Source organism: Burkholderia aenigmatica (assembly GCF_902499175.1).
GTDB classification, from domain to species: domain Bacteria; phylum Pseudomonadota; class Gammaproteobacteria; order Burkholderiales; family Burkholderiaceae; genus Burkholderia; species Burkholderia aenigmatica.
In genome coordinates this window covers 86,680-102,564 of sequence record NZ_CABVQC010000012.1, presented here as the reverse complement: position 1 = coordinate 102,564, position 15,885 = coordinate 86,680, and the positions used below count along the sequence as shown (strand labels likewise).

Sequence of the window (15,885 nt, the reverse complement as noted above, 5' to 3'; positions counted from 1 at the left end):
CCGGCTCAGGCCGGATACGCATCGTCGACTTTCAGGTTCGCGAGCCGGAACAGCGTGCGCAGCGTCTGCGGATGAATGTCGCGGTGCGCGGCGAGCGACGTCAGCATGAAGTCGAGCACCTTCGCGTAGCGGAGCAGCACGAGGCAGCGCGCGAGATCGGGCGTGCGGCCGCGCATGTCCTCGGCGAGGTGGACCATTTCGGTGGACAGCGAGCGCGCCATCTCGAGTTCCATCTGCTGTTTTTCGGTCCAGTCGGGCAACGGCTGTTCGAGCAGCTTCGCGAGAAAGAGCTGGAACGACGTGTCGGACGAATTGGGCAGCGCATCCATGAAGGGCCTCGTTGCTTGCGCGGATCGATCGGGCGTATCCGGTGGGTGCGCCCGAGGGTGGATTCGTGTCCGCGCGATGAACGGCGCGGCTGTCCCCCGAATGGAATGCAGGTTCCGTACCAGCGCCGCGAGACCATTGTCGAGCAGGGCTGAGCCGCGCTGCGGCGCGCGGCGGCGAGTCCCGCCGATACTGGGGGGCGGAGGTGATCGAGGCGGCCATCGACATGCGCGGCGCGATGCATGTCGGGTACGGCGGGCGGTGCGGCGAGGCGAAATGCTTCACGGATGTAACGTAACGGCGGGATAAATTGCGCGGCGCGTGCCTCGCCGGATCGACGAAACGAGGCGGCCCGTGCGTGCCGCCTGCGCCTGCCAAGCGTTCGGCCGGCCGGACGCGGTGGGACGGGACGGCCGCCAGGGTCGGCAAAAACCGCAGGGGAATGTGACGAGTGTTTCAAAAACGAGACGGATTCGCCGGCTGCGATCCGGTTGCGCGACCGCCCAACTGGCAACTGGCCCAGCGAATTACAGGCCAATTGTCCATGGGCAGGCGGCGCGCGTTTGCCAACAATCTCCCGATCATCCCTGCGAGGTTCGACATGAGCGTCCACGCCTTCTTCTCGGCCAACCTGTTGCTGGCCTACACCGCCTATTTCATCGGTACGGCCAGCCCCGGGCCGAGCAATCTCGCGATCATGTCGGTCGCCGCGAACCAGGGCCGCAAGGCGGCGCTCGCGTTCGCGCTCGGCGTCATTTCCGGGTCGATGTTCTGGGCGACGGTGGCGGCGCTCGGCGTGTCGGCCGCGCTGCTCGCGTGGTCGAAGCTGCTGGTCGCGATCAAGCTCTTCGGCGGGGTGTACCTGCTGTGGCTCGCGTTCAAGTCGGGGCGCACGGCGCTGTCGGGCAACGCGGCAGCGTCGCTGAACGCGGCGGGCGAGCAGCGGCTGTCGCGCTTCTATGTGCGCGGCGCGATGCTGCACCTGACCAATCCGAAAGCGATCCTCGTGTGGGTGTCGATCGTCGCGCTGTCGTCGAACGGCGCGGGTGCGTCGCATGGCGCGGTCGTGCCGGGCTGCCTTGCGATCGGGTGCCTGGTGTTCGGCGGCTATGCGCTCGTGTTCTCGATGGACGGCGCGCGCCGGCTGTACGTGCGCGGCCGGCGCGCGATGGAAGCGTGTCTCGCCGTCGTGTTCGGCGTGGCCGGGATCAGGCTGCTGGTGTCGAATGTCTAAAGCGACACGCCCGCGCATCTAGCGGGCGGCGCGCCGGGTGGCCGGGCGCGCCGTGCTGCCCGGCTGCTCCGCCGGGCGCGTGAACAGCGACACGATCGTCTGTCGGAGCCAGCGGTGCGCGGGATGGGGGCTTTGATTTTCGTGCTTTGACGTTCCGGTAACGTTGACCCTCTCAATCCAGGGAGGCGGATTTGTCCAACACCGTGGGATTCTCGTCGGTGCTCGCATGCATGATGATGCGAGCGCCCCGGTAGCCGATGCTGTGGTTCCACACCCAGCTCAACGCGACGCTGAGGCGATTTCGCGTACCGATCAGAAAGTAGATATGCGCGAGCTTCCAGATCCACCACGCAAAGGAACCACGCAGCTTCACCCGCCCCATGTCTATCACTGCCAAGCTGCGGCCGATGGTTGCCAGGTTCCCCTGATGCCGGTATTTGAAGGGCGCGTCAACGGGCTCGCCCTTCAAGCGGCGTCCGATGAGATTGGCGACGTACTTGCCTTGTTGCTTGGCCGCCGGAGCGATGCCCGGCACGGGTTTCCCGTTGGCCATGGTGCAGGACGCCGTATCGCCGATGACGAAGACCTCCGGGTGACCAGCGACCGTCAGGTCAGGGCGAACGACCACTCGACCGGCACGATCAGACGCAGCACCCAACCAACGGGCGGCGGGAGACGCCTGGACGCCGGCGGCCCAGACGATGGTCTTGGCCGATAGGGGCTTGCCGCCATACACCACGCCGTTTGCCGAGCATTCGGTGACAGGCGTACCCAGCACGACCTCGACCCCGAGCTTTTCGAGCGCCTGGCGTGTATAGGCCGAAAGATCCTCCGGAAAGACGGACAACAGGCGCGGGCCAGCCTCGATCAGCACGACACGCGACGTACTCGGATCGATTGAGCGGAAGTCACGCGCCAGCGTGTCTCGTGCAAGCTCGGCGATGGTTCCGGCCAGTTCAACGCCGGTGGGACCACCACCGATGATGACGAACGTCTGCAGCGCGGCACGCTGCAGGGGATCGCTCGTGCGCTCGGCCTCCTCGAAGGCCGCGAGGATTCGGCCCCGAATGGTCGTGGCATCTTCCAGCGTCTTCAACCCCGGCGCGAAAGCCCCCCATTCGTCATGTCCGAAATAGGCGTGGGTAGCGCCAGTCGCGAGCACGAGCGTATCGTAGTTTTGCCTCGATCCATTGCTGAGAATGACCTGGCGCGCGTCCTGATCGATACCTTCCACTTCCGCCATCAACGTGTTCACTTCCGGGCGATTGCGAAACAGGTGGCGAATAGGCCAGGCGATCTCCGATGTCGCGAGAGACGCCCCTGCAACCTGGTAAAGCAACGGTTGGAACAAGTGATGATTGCGCCGATCGATGATCGTCACATCGACCTCGGCACCAGCAAGCTGGTTGGCAGCCTCGATCCCGCCGAAGCCTGCTCCGATGATGACGACGTGATGTCGGTTTTTTGCGGTCCGTATCATGACCTGATCTCCTCTCGCTCAGCGTTTCAGCGCTGACGCATGGTGTGCCATATGCTCGCCAATGAAGCTGGCAATGAAGTAGTAGCTGTGGTCGTAGCCCGGGCGCAGATTCAACGTGAGCGGATGCCCCGTCTCGTCGCAGGCTTTGCGCAGCAAGTCGGGCTGAAGCTGGCTCTCCAGGAATTCGTCGCCCAGGCCCTGATCCACCAGCAACGGCAAACGCTCGTGCACGGTGCGAATCAACTCCACGGTGTCGTACTGCATCCATGCTTCCCGGTCGCTGCCCAGGTAGGCCTCCAGCGCCTTGTGGCCCCACGGAACCCGGGTGGGGGCGACGATCGGCGAGAAGGCCGAGACGCTTCGATAGCGGTCCGGATTGCGAAGGGCAATGACCAACGCGCCGTGTCCCCCCATGGAGTGGCCGCTGATGCTTCGCTCCGCTGTCACGGGAAAATTGGCCTCTATCAGCGCAGGCAACTCCTCCACGACGTAGTCATACATTCGATAGTTCGCTGACCAAGGGGCCTGTGTCGCATTGACGTAGAAACTTGCCCCCTGCCCAAGGTCATAGGCAGGATCATCCGCAACGCCTTCGCCTCGAGCGCTGCTATCCGGTGCGACGATGGCAATGCCATGTTCGGCCGCATGGCGCTGAACCGCGGACTTCGTGATGAAATTCTGCTCGGTGCAGGTGAGGCCCGAAAGCCAGTACAGCACCGGCACCTTGCCGTGCTGCGCCTGCGGAGGCAGGTAGATACCGACCTTCATCGTGCAGCCCAGCGTCTTCGATTCATGCTGATAGACGTCCTGCCAGCCGTCAAAGCTGGCGTGATGTTCGACGCGTTCCATGTTGTTCTCCGGTATTAAAACGAATAGCGCTGCAATCGCGCGCCAGAGATGCGGTCCATCAGGAAGGTTTCTCTTCCGCAACCGCATCGCGGTGGGCGTGTCTGATCCTGCGCACGACCCACCAGATCGTCAGCATTACTACAGGTACCAGAGCCGCCGTCACCGGCGCCACAACGTCGTGAACGACCGGAATGCCCTTGAGCAGATAGCCGAGAAGACTCACGACGTAATAAGAGATCGCCGCGACCGACAGACCTTCGACGGTTTGCTGAAGACGCAATTGCATCTGGGCGCGGTTGTTCATCGAGGTCAGCAGATCCCGGTTCTGGCGTTCGAGTTCGACGTCGATCCAGGAACGCAGTAACGCGATGGCCCGGGTCAGCTTGTCGGAGAGCTTGGCCTGGCGCTCCTTTACGGATTGGCATGTCCGCATGGCGGGAGCGATGCGACGCTGCAGGAAATCCGTCCAGGTGCAGTACCCGGATACGGCCACTTCGGAAAGCGCTGCAAGCCTTTCCTCGACGATCTCGTAGTACGCACGGCTAGCCCCGAAGCGATAGAGATTCGCCGCAACTTCAGCTTCCAGCTCGGCAGCCAGGCCGGTCAAATCGGATAGCAGCACGTCGCTGTCGCGCCGTTCTGCCACGCTCGTACACATCTCGTCGGTGATCGCTGCAAGTCGCGACTCCATGCGTCGCAGTTCCGATGTCATCGATCGTGTCAACGGCAGGGACAGCAACGCCAAGGTACGGTAAGTCTCGATTTCCAGCAGACGTTGGGCTAGCGCACCCGCCCGCGTCGGGTTCAAATCGCGGGCGAGGATGAGGATCTGCGTCAGGCCATCCTCGTCCTGTCGGAAGTCGGTCAGAATGGCGGCAGAGCCGTTCTCCACCAGTGAGTAGCACAGGCTGGCGGCATCGAAGCGATCGGCCTCCTTCTCCGTTTGCGGCGTCCAGGGAAGCAGTCTCAAACGGATGCCGGATACGACCGGGCCGGGGGGGACAAATCCGCGCTCGAACGGATTTTCTCCGCAGGGTTCTCCGGTCTCGGCGTCAAGCGAAGCGCACCAGAGATACGTCGAGAACTCGGTGTGCTTTTCGCAGTGCAGGTCGCCTTCATCCCACGTCAAGCCGTGAAGCGGCATGGCATGGTCGGGTTCGGCAACGCCGAAGCGTTGAGACAACTCGTTCATCGCCACCTGATCCCTGGCAATGTCGCCTTCGGTCATGAAAGCGAGCTGCAATATGCCGCGAGGGGCCTGAATCAACAGATGCGGGCGGGCGTGCACTTCGCCCACGGCTGCGGCCCGATCGGCATAGGCCGGCATGCCGTACACGGTGGCTGTCCAGGCGGGCGGTGCGGTCGTCATCGTGATGTTGGCCGGCTCTTTCATAACGACCTCACTCCTCATTTGTTGAAAAAACACGTTTCCAGGCAAATGCCCGCAGCCATGCGTTTCGCGCACGGCTGCGGGCCGACCTTCACGAGCAGGCACCGCTCTACACGGTTTGTCTAACAGGCTCGCCCTATAGAGACTTGTGCCGGCCCTTCCGGGGCGCCCTCAGCTTCCTTGCTTTCAGACGAAGGCGTACGAGCAGACCTTGTTGCCCGCCGGATCGCGCAGGTAGGCCGCATAGGCGCCGGGCAGGTGACCACGCGCGCCAGGCTGGCCCTCGTCGGTGCCGCCTGCGGCAAGGCCGGCGGCATGGAATGCATCCACGTCGGCGGGCGTTGCGGCAGCAAAGCCGATCGTTGCGCCATTGCTGGAGGGCACTTCACCGTTGCCAGGGCGGGCAACGATGAAAGCGGGCTTCTCACGCCCGAAAAGCACCCACCCGTTGCCGAACGGGCCGAGGTTCTTGATGCCGAGCGCACCCAGAGCGGCGTCGTAGAACGCGGCCGACTTCTGAACGTCGGCGGCGCCGATGAAGACGTGCGAGAAGATGCCGTCGCCGGAAATGACAGGAGTTGCCATGATTAGTTTTCCTAAATTGATATGTAGAGAGTGGATAATCAGTGATCCGTGGATCAGTAGTGGATCACTGTGCGAATCGACTTGCCTTCATGCATCAGATCGAAGGCCTCGTTGATGTCGTCGAGCCCCATGGTGTGGGTGACGAACGGAGCGAGATCGATCTCGCCTTTCATTGCGTCCTCCACCATGCCCGGAAGTTGGGTGCGCCCCTTGACCCCGCCGAAAGCGGAGCCCTTCCAGGTCCGGCCGGTGACCAACTGGAACGGACGGGTCGAGATTTCCTTGCCGGCACCGGCGACGCCGATGACGATCGACTGGCCCCAACCACGATGGGCAGCTTCCAGGGCCGAACGCATCACATTGACGTTGCCGATGCACTCGAAGGTGTGGTCGACACCCCAGCCGGTCATCTCGATGAGAACCTCGTGAATCGGCTTGTCGAAGTCCTTGGGGTTGAGGCACTCGGTAGCACCGAACACCCGGGCCAGCTCGAACTTGGCCGGATTTGTGTCGATGGCGATAATGCGGCCCGCCTTGGCCTGGCGTGCGCCCTGAATCGCAGCGAGACCGATACCGCCGAGACCGAAGATGGCCACCGAGTCGCCTGGCTGCACCTTGGCCGTGTTGTGCACGGCGCCGATGCCGGTGGTCACACCGCAACCCAGCAGGCAGACGTGCTCGGGATTGGCGTCCGGGTTGATCTTGGCCAGCGATACCTCGGCCACTACCGTGTATTCGCTGAAGGTCGAGCAGCCCATGTAGTGGTAAAGCGGCTGGCCGTTGTACGAAAAGCGCGTCGTACCATCGGGCATCAGCCCCTTGCCCTGGGTTGCGCGAACAGCGACACAGAGGTTGGTCTTGCCGGACTTGCAGAACAGGCATTCGCCGCATTCGGCGGTGTAGAGCGGAATGACGTGATCGCCAGGCTTCACGCTGGTCACACCTTCGCCCACCTCCACGACGATGCCCGCACCTTCATGGCCCAGCACGACCGGGAAGAGACCTTCGGGGTCGTCACCCGACAGGGTGAAGGCGTCGGTATGGCAAACGCCGGTATTCGTGATCCTGACGAGAACTTCGCCCTTGCGCGGCGGCTCAACGTCGATCTCGACGATTTCCAGCGGCTTTCCGGGCTCGAAGGCAACTGCTGCACGTGATTTCATGATGTCGCATCCTTTACTAGCTAACTAAATTTGCCCTCACCGAGGGCACCCTGGTGCCTCTACCGCAGATAGGAGCGGACGATAGAGATGGTCTGGTCAATAGACTTGTTCTGCGAACCACTCCTGATTTCGCTACCGGGAAACTCTTCCCGCAGATAGCTCTCCAGAACCGTGGCCATCAAGCCGTTGACTGCCCCACGAACGGCTGCAAGCTGCTGAAGAATCGCAGGGCAATCGGCACCTGAATCGAGTGCCTGTTCAAGCGTTGCTACCTGACCCTTGATGCGCCTGATGCGCGTCAGTGCTTGCTTTTTTTCTTCCTGGTTATGTGGCATTGAACACCTCTCTACTTGGATATATTTTCTCGATATACAGTACTCCTCTATAGTATGTATGCCGCAATATCTCCATAAATTGCGTCCTCTCTGAGCACCTTTACGGGCTGGTGGAGATTTGCTCCCAAGAAACGCAAAACATTCAAATCAATGACGCATGTTCTGCGTGTGTTGACATGATCAGGGCAGGCTGGAAACGGGTCAAACTGGAAAAATCTATGTGCAGATAGGCGTGACCTATGTAAGTCCGCTCATTGAGCTGAAGCTATCATGTCGTGGTCGAACGAACCCGGATACCGATCCAGACGAGAACGGTCGCCATGACGATGTGCCTGATGACCAGGCAATGTCGTCCGTTTTCCCGGAGTTCAAACAGCAAGCCGCTGGTCAACGGCCCGGTGTCATCAGCCATTCAGGGCTCTCGGTACATGGCGTTAGTATGACGAATCGAATCTGAGGCACGAGGATTGCACGCAACGTCCTCTCATGTGAGCCAGCTATCTGTCTAGGGCCGGATGCCGGTCGAAGCTTGCACCTGATTTTCGCGAAAGTATAAAATCTCGCTACCTCTACCAGAATAAATCTATGATCGTCAGGAACTTTGAATACTTGCTCGCTTTGCACCGCGAAGGCCATTTTGGCAACGCGGCCAAAAGCTGTCATGTATCTCAGCCGACCCTGTCCGCGGGTATCAAGCAACTGGAGGAGGACATGGGTGTTGATATCGTGCGTCATGGTCGACGATATGATGGGCTCACGTCTGAAGGGATGCGCGTACTGGCCTGGGCTCAGCAGATGTATGACGACTGCAAAGGGCTGGAACGAGAACTCTCCTCGCTACGCCGAGGTATGGAGGGGCATTTCCGGCTAGGAATACTTCCGGGGACTTCCGGGGTAGCGCCCACTTTAAGCATTGCGCTTGCCGACAAAATACCTTTACTTCAGCAATCAATTCTAGTCTCCAGTGCCGCGACCCTCCTGCAGGCGATTCGAGAAAACAACCTGGATATGGCACTCATGCATCTTGAGGATATCCCGGGGGACGAATTCGATACCCACCTTCTATACCGGGAACGCATTTTTCTTTTTCATGCGGATGGGGAACATCAACCTCGAAATACAACATGGGAGCACGTTTTAAATAGACGGATTTGCCTGCTTAACTCGGGAGTTTCCGAGGCCATTCAGGATAGGCTGACGCGGTGTACCGCGCAGACTATTCGTACCGATTCGATTGACGTGCTGTCAGCTCATTTGGCGACAGGAAATTACTCGGCCGTCCTTCCGCAGTCTCTCGCCGGCCGACTCGCTCACGTTCCAAATCTCCATGCAATCGCAATCGATGGACCGATGTCGCACTCGAATGTCGGCTTCGTTGCCGGAAAAAATGCGTTCGAGGCACCATCGTCGCGCGCATTGCTTGAGATGGTGCACACCCCGGAACTGGCCGACACTCTCCAATCCGTTATATCGATCCATCGCCGGTTCCAGCCCAAAGCAGATCCATCCCACAGCAATCTGGAGTAGTGACGCTTGAAGAGCAACTTTGTATTGGTTCAGTCAGGGTGAAGATCGCAAGCATGGCGTGTGCGCTGCTAACAGGCGCCACGTGCCCACCAGCCCGTGAAGGCCATTAGCGCTGGAAGGGGGCTGTTGCATTTCGTGCAATGTCCCGGTCGGCACGCCTTCATGCCTGAGAGCGCTTTGCCTTTTGGCCACGAGTAGATATCTCTTTTAGTCGACTGATTGCTATCGACTACTGTTCCGCGGAGGCTGGCGGTGATCGAGGGCAATCTTGACAACACCGCCGGCCGATATCGACCCTTGGGTGATTTTTCAAATGGTCATTCACTTGCATACCGGGCGCCGCGGCTCGCCTGTAGTCACGAAAGACATCGACGTGCGACGAGGATCGTAATGGCGCGTTTCATTCGTTCACTGTTCTTGCTGGCGGGATTGTGTGCCTGCTCTGTTGCGGTTGCCGTGGAACCGGGGATGAACAATCCTTTGCTATCGGATTTGCGTCCGTGGTGCGTCGGTCGTCTCGTATTCGATCGGCCCGGATCGAGTGAGATTTCGAATGAAAGTTACCGGTACCGTGGAGAAAAGCTGGTGACGACGCATGACGTATCGATGGAGACCTACGATGCCAAGGTCGCGGCGCGCGAGCACGAACTGCGAACCCAACAACGGGTGAATCCTGTCGATCTTGATGAGAGAACGGGGCGCGCCCGGCTGGAAAAGGCCTTTTCTCCCGTTCAGCGCTCGCGGGTTTTCGTGTTCAACGATGCGGTGGTGAAATCGGTCGCTTTGCCGTTCGATACTGAAGGTTATCTGTTCGCGAACCGTACGCTCATTCATACGACAGGCATGATCGGCCCGGATGTGCTGGATCGCGCGGAAAGCATCTACAACGATACCTACCGGCGAATCAGGGTTCGCGATAACTGGGCCGTGCCTGCTGAATCCGGCTTTTGCTTCGATGGCGGGATCGTCACCGGACCGTCCACCTACACGGAAGAAGTGAGCCAGTCGTTCGCGTTGATGCCGGGCCGGCCGGCGCTGCTCCTGATCAAGCTGCGGGATGCGGTGAACGAAGATCAGAAGCAGCCGTTCACCGGCAACCTGTCCGCATTGCGCGCGCGACTCAATCGCATGCCGGGAAGCTACAGCATCCTGCGCAAAGGCAAACGGCGGGTCGCCGGCATGGACGCGGAGGAGGTGCTGTTTGCGCTCCAGGACGGCGCGGTCACGGTGTATCGCTTCTACTTGCTCGCGCCGGGGAATCCCGACTCGCTGACGCAGCCGCATACCTCGATCGAACTGCTGCTGGGTGCGCCCGCGCGCGACGACCTGCCACCGGACCAGGCCACCTCGCCGGTCGACGAAGCGGGTGCACTGCAGGTTTGGGACACGTTGCTGAACAGCTTGCGTGCGCGGCCGGGTGCGATCTGACCGCAAGCGGGGGAGGTGGGGTGCCCGCTCGACCCGACGGCTCCGCCGAGCCGACGCACGGCGGAGCGCCCCTGCATCAAGACGGCTTCAGAAAATGAAGCCCGTATTGATGAACTTCGAGTAGTGATCCGACACGATCGAATCGAGCAGCTGCTTGCTGCCGTCGGTCTGCTTTGCCGCGACCATCGAGCGGATCGAGAACGCGCGCAGCGCGTCGCTCACCGACAGCGTGCCTTCCGCCGAATCCTTGCGGCCCGCGAACGGGAACACGTCGGGCCCGCGCTGGCACTGGCAGTTGATGTTCACGCGGCACACCTGGTTCACGAGCGGATCGACGAGCGCGCCGATCTGCGCCGGATCGGAACCGAAGATGCTGACCTGCTGGCCGTGATCCGACGTCGTCACGTAGTCGAGCGCGGTGTCGACGTCGTCGAACGGCGCGACCGGGATGATCGGCCCGAACTGTTCCTCGCGATACAGCTTCATCCCTTCCGATACCGGATACACGACGGCCGGATAGAACAGCGTCTTGCTGAACTCGCCGCCCGAATGGTTGACGACCTGCGCGCCCTTGGCCTTTGCGTCGTCGATCGCGTCCGTCATGTAGGCGGTGCGATGCATGCCCGGCAGCGGCGTGATGCTGACGCCCTTCTCCCACGGCATGCCGATCTTCAGCTGTTCGAGCGCGGCGGTGAAGCGCTTCAGGAACTCGTCGACGATCGAGCGGTGCACGAGCAGCATCTTCAGCGCGGTGCAGCGCTGGCCGTTGAACGACAGCGCGCCGAGCAGGCATTCCTTCACGGTGAGGTCGAGATCGGCGTCGGGCAGCACGATCGCCGCGTTCTTCGCGTCGAGGCCGAGGATCGCGCGCAGCCGGTGCGACTTCGGGTGCTGCTTCTTCAGGTGATCGGCCACCTTGCTCGACCCGATCAGCGCGAGCACGTTGATCTTGCCCGACGCGAGCATGTGCGGCACGACCACCGCGCCCGGCGCGTAGATCGTGTTGATCACGCCCTTCGGGAACGCGTCGCGGAACGCTTCGAGCAGCGGCTCGAACAGCAGCGTGCCGTACTGAGGCGGCTTGAACACCACGGTGTTACCCATCAGCAGCGCGGGGATCAGCGTCGCGAAGGTCTCGTTCAGCGGATAGTTGTACGGGCCCATGCACAGTACGACACCGAGCGGCGTGCGGCGGATCTGGCCGATCGTGCCTTCCGCGATCACGAAGCGCGAATTCGCGTTGTCGAGCTCCTTCAGCGCGTCGATCGTCTGCGTCATGTACGTGACGGTGCGGTCGAACTCCTTCTGCGAATCGGCGAGGCTCTTCCCGATCTCCCACATGATCAGGTTCACCACCAGCTCGCGCTGCGCGACCATCCGTTTGATGAAATCCTGCATGCACGCGATGCGCTGCTCGACCTTCATCGTCGGCCACTCGCCGCGGCCGGCGTCGTACGCGCGCACCGCGGCGTCCAGCGCCGCGTCGCTTTCCGTTTCGCCCATCACCGGGTAGCTGCCGATTTCGACTTGCTCGACGCTGCCGTCCGCCTGCCGGACGCACACGGGCGACAGCACGGTCTTGGTCGCGCCGTCCCACGGCCGCAATGCGCCGTCGACGAGCGACACGCGCTGGTGGATCGGCGAAGTCAGCCGGTACTCGGCGGGGATGTCCTGAAAGGCGGGAAACAACTGCTGCAGGGAGGCGGAATCGGGCATGACGGTCTCGTTTGACGGGGTGTCCGGGAAGGACGGGCGATGCGAATCCTGAGCTGAGCGATCCTCGATCCTGAATCGGCATCATGACGCGCGGACGACGGAGCGTCACGCATCGGCATGGCCGATTCGAGGATTGGAACCAGTTCCATTAAAAAGGAACGCCGAGCCGAATGCAAGATTTGCCGAACGATGACGCATGGGCCGTAAGCATTTGGAAAGACTATTGCCGAATGGGCGGTATAACACGCGCGGAGCGCGCGCAAACGTTTCCCTTGGGCCGGATTACGCGGATAATGGCGCAGCGCGGCGAAGAAAAAAATGCAGTGAACCTGAGAGCATACGTAGTGAAGAACAGCAGTCGGTCCGCCGCGCTGCCGATGCGAGGTCGGCTGCCCGGAGCGCCGGGTCGGGGTTGCCCGGTCCGGCGCGTACCGGACCCGATGCGCCCCGCCGGCTTCAACGGATCCTTCGCGATTCCTCTCCCTTTTCAGCGTGGTCGTGTGCCCGGCTTCGGTTTCTGTCCGGCCGGTGCGGCGCGAAGCATAGCACGCGGCCGATCGCCGCTTACCCCCGAATTCCCCCGATCGTACGATCGTCGCTGCCGCGCACGGCCCGCGTATGCCGTCTGCCACAATGACGCGGCACCTGCATGCAATGCACGCGCTGCGCGACAATGCGGGTCTTCGTCACGATGCCCCGCACCTCACTGCCCATGATCCGCAAAGCGCTTGATGTGTCGACCCTGACCGGCTGCGCCCGCGCGCTGGGTGTGTTGCTGCTGGCGTGCGGCGCGGCCGCGGCGGGCGCGCAGCCTGCGCCGGCCGACGCCGAACCTGAATGCCATCCGGTGCATGTCGGCCGGGCGATCACGCTGTCGGGCCGTTACGCGCTCGACTACGGCGACGAATCGATCGGGTCGGACGTATGGTTCGAAGAGGACGAGGCATCGGCGCGGCGCTTGCCGGACCGCTCGCAACGCGTGGGCGTGATCGTCTTCACGAACCAGCGCGATGCGCTGCGCGGACTGCGGCTCCCCGCCGCGCAGCCCGACGGCGTATGCCGCTTCGACGGGCGCGCAACGGTCGTGATCCGCGCGCTGGACACCGTGTGCCCGGGGCTGGAAGCGCCCGATCGCGCGCGGCTGGTGAAGGTGGTGACGGCCGGCCGGCCGACGCGACACGCATGCGACGCCACCGCGCCATGACGCCGGCGCGACCGCGCCGTTACTCGACGTCCTCGTCGTCCACCATCTCGCCGTCATCCGCGTCGAAATCCGGCGACGCATACGCGCTCGCCTGCTCGAGCAGCCAGCCGCGAAACAGCTCCAGCGGCTTGCTGTGGCTGAACTCCGTCGGATACACGAGGTAGTACGCGGAATCGCCGACGGTCGCCGCGTCGCACGGCACGACGAGGCCGAGCTGCTGCAACTGTTCCTCGACGAAGAATTTCGGCACGAGCGCGACGCCGAGCCCGGCCGCGGCCGCGCTGATCAGCATCGTGTGCAACTCGTAGCGCACGCCCTGCATCGTGCGGATGTCCTCGACGCCGTGCGTCTCGAACCACTGCGCCCACGCGCCGGGGCGCGTCGTCGAGTGCAGCAGCGGGTACGCAAGGAGATCCTCGACACGCTCGACGGGCCCGTCGAGCAGCGCGGGCGAGCAGATCGGCACGACTTCCTCGCCGAACAGGTAGTCGGACGACGTGCCGGGCCAGGTCGGCTTGCCGTAGTGGATCGCGGCTTCGAAGTGGGTGTCCTCGAACGAGAACAGGTCGGTGCGGCTGCCCATGTTCACGCGCACGTCGGGCGTGCGGTCGTAGAAGCTCTTGATGCGCGGAATCAGCCAGTGCGACGCGAAGGTCGGCAGCACCGCCAGCTCCAGGTAGCCGCCGCCGCTGCCGTGCGCGATGATCGACAGCGTGTCGCGGTCGAGCGTCTCCAGCGCGCGCCGCACCTGCGTGCCGTACAGCTTGCCGGCGCGCGTCAGCACGACGCGCTGCTTCACGCGCGCGAACAGCCGCACGCCGAGGCTCGCCTCGAGCGTCGCGATCTGGCGCGATACCGCGCTTTCGGTCAGGAACAGCTCCTTGGCCGCGTGCGTGAAGCTCTCGTGGCGCGCGGCGGCTTCGAAAGCCACGAGCGCGCCCATGTTGGGGATCTTGAATTTACGCATGATGTTCGATTCGTCTGACGATCAGCCCACACGGCACAAGGCGGAGGGCGGAGCAGGGGGCGGCTGATAATTCCAAAAACTCATCACATATCAATTTAATCTCGCTTTACGCCCGGCTGCAACCCTTTGAATAATGCTCCCCACGCAAGGCTAGGCGCCCGCAGGGCAGCCGGCCAACGAGTTGCCGGCACGTTTGCCGGCGGTCCCCCGAGACGAGAAACCTGATGCGCAATCCGAATATCGAGAGCTTGCTGACGAAGCTGCTGGGACAGGCGAAGACCGACGCCCTGTTCTCGACCCTGAACATGCCGGCCATCCTCGAAGAATGGGAAGACGGCGTCGTGACGCGCGCGGAAATCGCGCAGGCGATGAACATGGCGCTGTTCGAAGGGCTGCTCGAAAGATCGGCGAATGGCCGCGCGTACACGGCCGATGCGATCGAAAGCGGCGGCTCGGTCTATTTCGACCACGGCGCGCTGCGCACGGTGCGCTGGCCGAACACGGGCGCGCTGCCGCCGGGCGAAGCCGCGTTCACGCGCATCCTGCGTCCGCTCGGCTTCCGCCTGAACGGCCGTTACCCGCTCGACAAGCTCGGCATGACGGGCCGCGCGTATGCGCATGAAGACGCACCGGACGAAATCGCGCAATTCTTCGTCAGCGAGTTGCATCCGGAACGTTTCTCGAAGGAATTCCAGCAGGCCGTGACGAACGTCGTGAGCACGTCGCGCGATCCGTTGTCGCCGGCCGCCGTCGCGCTGCTGTGGGAAGTCGAGCGCGAAGGCTGGCTGTCGCTCGACGCCGCGCACGCGCTGCTGCCGGAGATCGTCGGGGCGTTCGCGCGCCAGCACGACCTGCCGAACGAACTCGACTACGAGACGCTGCTGCTGGAATCGGCGGAAATGGCGTGGATCTCGACCGAAGGCAACGCGTTCAACCATGCGACCGACCGCGTCGCCGACGTGTTCAAGCTGTCCGACGACGAGAAGGCGAAGGGCCGGCCGATGAAGCCGGAAGTCGAGCGCTCGCGCTCGGGCCGCGTGTTCCAGACCGCGTATCGCGCGGATACCGTCGAGCGCGAGTTCCGCACGCGCGACGGCAGCACGGTGAAGCGCAACGTGCCGGGTTCGTTCTACGAGTTCATCACGCGCAAGCGCACGTTCGACCAGGCGGCACGCCGCTGGGTGACCGACCTGCGTTTCGATGCGGGTAACGCGCAGGGCATCTTCAAGATGACGGCGAACGCGGCGAAGTAACGCAGCGAAAGCGGGGCGCGTCGCGCGCCGCTTCCGGAAGAAGTGAGCCGATCGGGCAGGGCGCGTACGCGTCCTGCCCGATTTGCGTTGGGCGGCCCGTGAGGCAGCGGAATACGCGCGGCCGGCCGGGCCGTCATCGCAACGATGATGCGCCGCCGGCATGACCACCGCCGGCCTTGATGGACGGGCGCCGGCGTGGTTTCCCACCGCAACTGTCGACCCACGGCTCCCCGTTGCGCGGGCCGCGGGCCGGCCGCGAACGCGGAACTTGATGACAAATCCTCACAACATAGTTCCGATATTTCGTTTGCTGCACGGGTATTGGCTACCCACAATCCATTCACCTCTTTCGCGATGAAAGGTTCTTCGGAGACGGAGCCGCGGCGATCGACCCGCTAGCAGGGCGTGTTGCATGACGCCCCGCCGG

The 15,885-nt window shown here is 62.7% G+C and carries 15 protein-coding genes; 5 read left to right on the top strand and 10 right to left on the bottom strand.

The features are described 5' to 3' along the window. Nucleotides 1-5: 5 nt before the first annotated feature. Nucleotides 6-329 carry a hypothetical protein gene (locus BDO18943_RS11380; protein WP_021162626.1) on the bottom strand — a complete coding sequence of 108 codons (324 nt, stop codon included), beginning with the start codon at nt 327-329 and terminating at the stop codon, nt 6-8. A 599-nt stretch (nt 330-928) separates the two neighbouring features. Between BDO18943_RS11380 and BDO18943_RS11375 the strand changes: the two genes are divergently transcribed. Then, on the top strand, nt 929-1,561 hold the full coding sequence (locus BDO18943_RS11375) for a LysE family translocator (RefSeq protein WP_175022371.1): 633 nt from the start codon (nt 929-931) through the stop codon (nt 1,559-1,561). 172 nt (nt 1,562-1,733) lie between these two features. Here the strand turns inward: BDO18943_RS11375 and BDO18943_RS11370 are convergent, their stop codons facing one another. The 7 genes from BDO18943_RS11370 to BDO18943_RS11340 form a co-directional block, all read right to left on the bottom strand. Continuing rightward, the gene (locus BDO18943_RS11370) at nt 1,734-3,041 is read right to left on the bottom strand and encodes an NAD(P)/FAD-dependent oxidoreductase (RefSeq protein WP_175022370.1); all 1,308 of its coding nucleotides are present in this window, start codon (nt 3,039-3,041) and stop codon (nt 1,734-1,736) included. A gap of 18 nt (nt 3,042-3,059) precedes the next feature. Then, nucleotides 3,060-3,890 carry an S-formylglutathione hydrolase gene (fghA, locus tag BDO18943_RS11365; RefSeq protein ID WP_175022369.1) on the bottom strand — a complete coding sequence of 277 codons (831 nt, stop codon included), beginning with the start codon at nt 3,888-3,890 and terminating at the stop codon, nt 3,060-3,062. Between the two features lie 58 nt (nt 3,891-3,948). Next, entirely contained in the window at nt 3,949-5,283 is a 1,335-nt protein-coding gene (locus BDO18943_RS11360; protein ID WP_175022368.1) for a DUF3422 family protein, read from the bottom strand. Nucleotides 5,284-5,466: 183 nt separating this feature from the next. Then, nucleotides 5,467-5,865 (bottom strand): VOC family protein, encoded by a 399-nt coding sequence (locus BDO18943_RS11355; RefSeq protein ID WP_175022367.1) that lies wholly within the window; start codon nt 5,863-5,865, stop codon nt 5,467-5,469. Nucleotides 5,866-5,918: 53 nt separating this feature from the next. After that, nucleotides 5,919-7,028, bottom strand: a complete 1,110-nt coding sequence (locus tag BDO18943_RS11350) for an S-(hydroxymethyl)glutathione dehydrogenase/class III alcohol dehydrogenase (protein WP_175022366.1) — start codon at nt 7,026-7,028, stop codon at nt 5,919-5,921. 59 nt (nt 7,029-7,087) lie between these two features. Further along, nucleotides 7,088-7,363: a formaldehyde-responsive transcriptional repressor FrmR gene (gene frmR, locus BDO18943_RS11345; RefSeq protein ID WP_175022365.1), complete on the bottom strand. Its 276-nt coding sequence runs from the start codon at nt 7,361-7,363 to the stop codon at nt 7,088-7,090. 268 nt (nt 7,364-7,631) lie between these two features. Continuing rightward, nucleotides 7,632-7,775, bottom strand: a complete 144-nt coding sequence (locus BDO18943_RS11340) for a hypothetical protein (protein WP_175022364.1) — start codon at nt 7,773-7,775, stop codon at nt 7,632-7,634. 173 nt (nt 7,776-7,948) lie between these two features. Between BDO18943_RS11340 and BDO18943_RS11335 the strand changes: the two genes are divergently transcribed. Both BDO18943_RS11335 and BDO18943_RS11330 read left to right on the top strand, forming a co-directional pair. Further along, the gene (locus BDO18943_RS11335) at nt 7,949-8,890 is read left to right on the top strand and encodes a LysR family transcriptional regulator (RefSeq protein WP_175022363.1); all 942 of its coding nucleotides are present in this window, start codon (nt 7,949-7,951) and stop codon (nt 8,888-8,890) included. 390 nt (nt 8,891-9,280) lie between these two features. Beyond that, the gene (locus BDO18943_RS11330; protein ID WP_235995946.1) at nt 9,281-10,318 is read left to right on the top strand and encodes a T6SS immunity protein Tli4 family protein; all 1,038 of its coding nucleotides are present in this window, start codon (nt 9,281-9,283) and stop codon (nt 10,316-10,318) included. Nucleotides 10,319-10,405: 87 nt separating this feature from the next. On the opposite strand, the gene BDO18943_RS11325 is transcribed toward BDO18943_RS11330, so the two are convergent. Continuing rightward, entirely contained in the window at nt 10,406-12,034 is a 1,629-nt protein-coding gene (locus BDO18943_RS11325; protein ID WP_175022362.1) for an NADP-dependent glyceraldehyde-3-phosphate dehydrogenase, read from the bottom strand. A 673-nt stretch (nt 12,035-12,707) separates the two neighbouring features. On the opposite strand from BDO18943_RS11325, the gene BDO18943_RS11320 reads away from it, so the two are divergent. After that, nucleotides 12,708-13,238 (top strand): hypothetical protein, encoded by a 531-nt coding sequence (locus BDO18943_RS11320; RefSeq protein ID WP_235995944.1) that lies wholly within the window; start codon nt 12,708-12,710, stop codon nt 13,236-13,238. 19 nt (nt 13,239-13,257) lie between these two features. Here the strand turns inward: BDO18943_RS11320 and BDO18943_RS11315 are convergent, their stop codons facing one another. Next, on the bottom strand, nt 13,258-14,205 hold the full coding sequence (locus tag BDO18943_RS11315; protein ID WP_175022361.1) for a LysR family transcriptional regulator: 948 nt from the start codon (nt 14,203-14,205) through the stop codon (nt 13,258-13,260). A 224-nt stretch (nt 14,206-14,429) separates the two neighbouring features. Here BDO18943_RS11315 and BDO18943_RS11310 point away from each other — a divergent pair, with 224 nt between their 5' ends. Beyond that, a complete protein-coding gene (locus BDO18943_RS11310) occupies nt 14,430-15,458 on the top strand; it encodes a DUF1338 domain-containing protein (RefSeq protein ID WP_043178533.1) in 1,029 nt (342 codons plus the stop codon). Nucleotides 15,459-15,885: the final 427 nt, after the last annotated feature.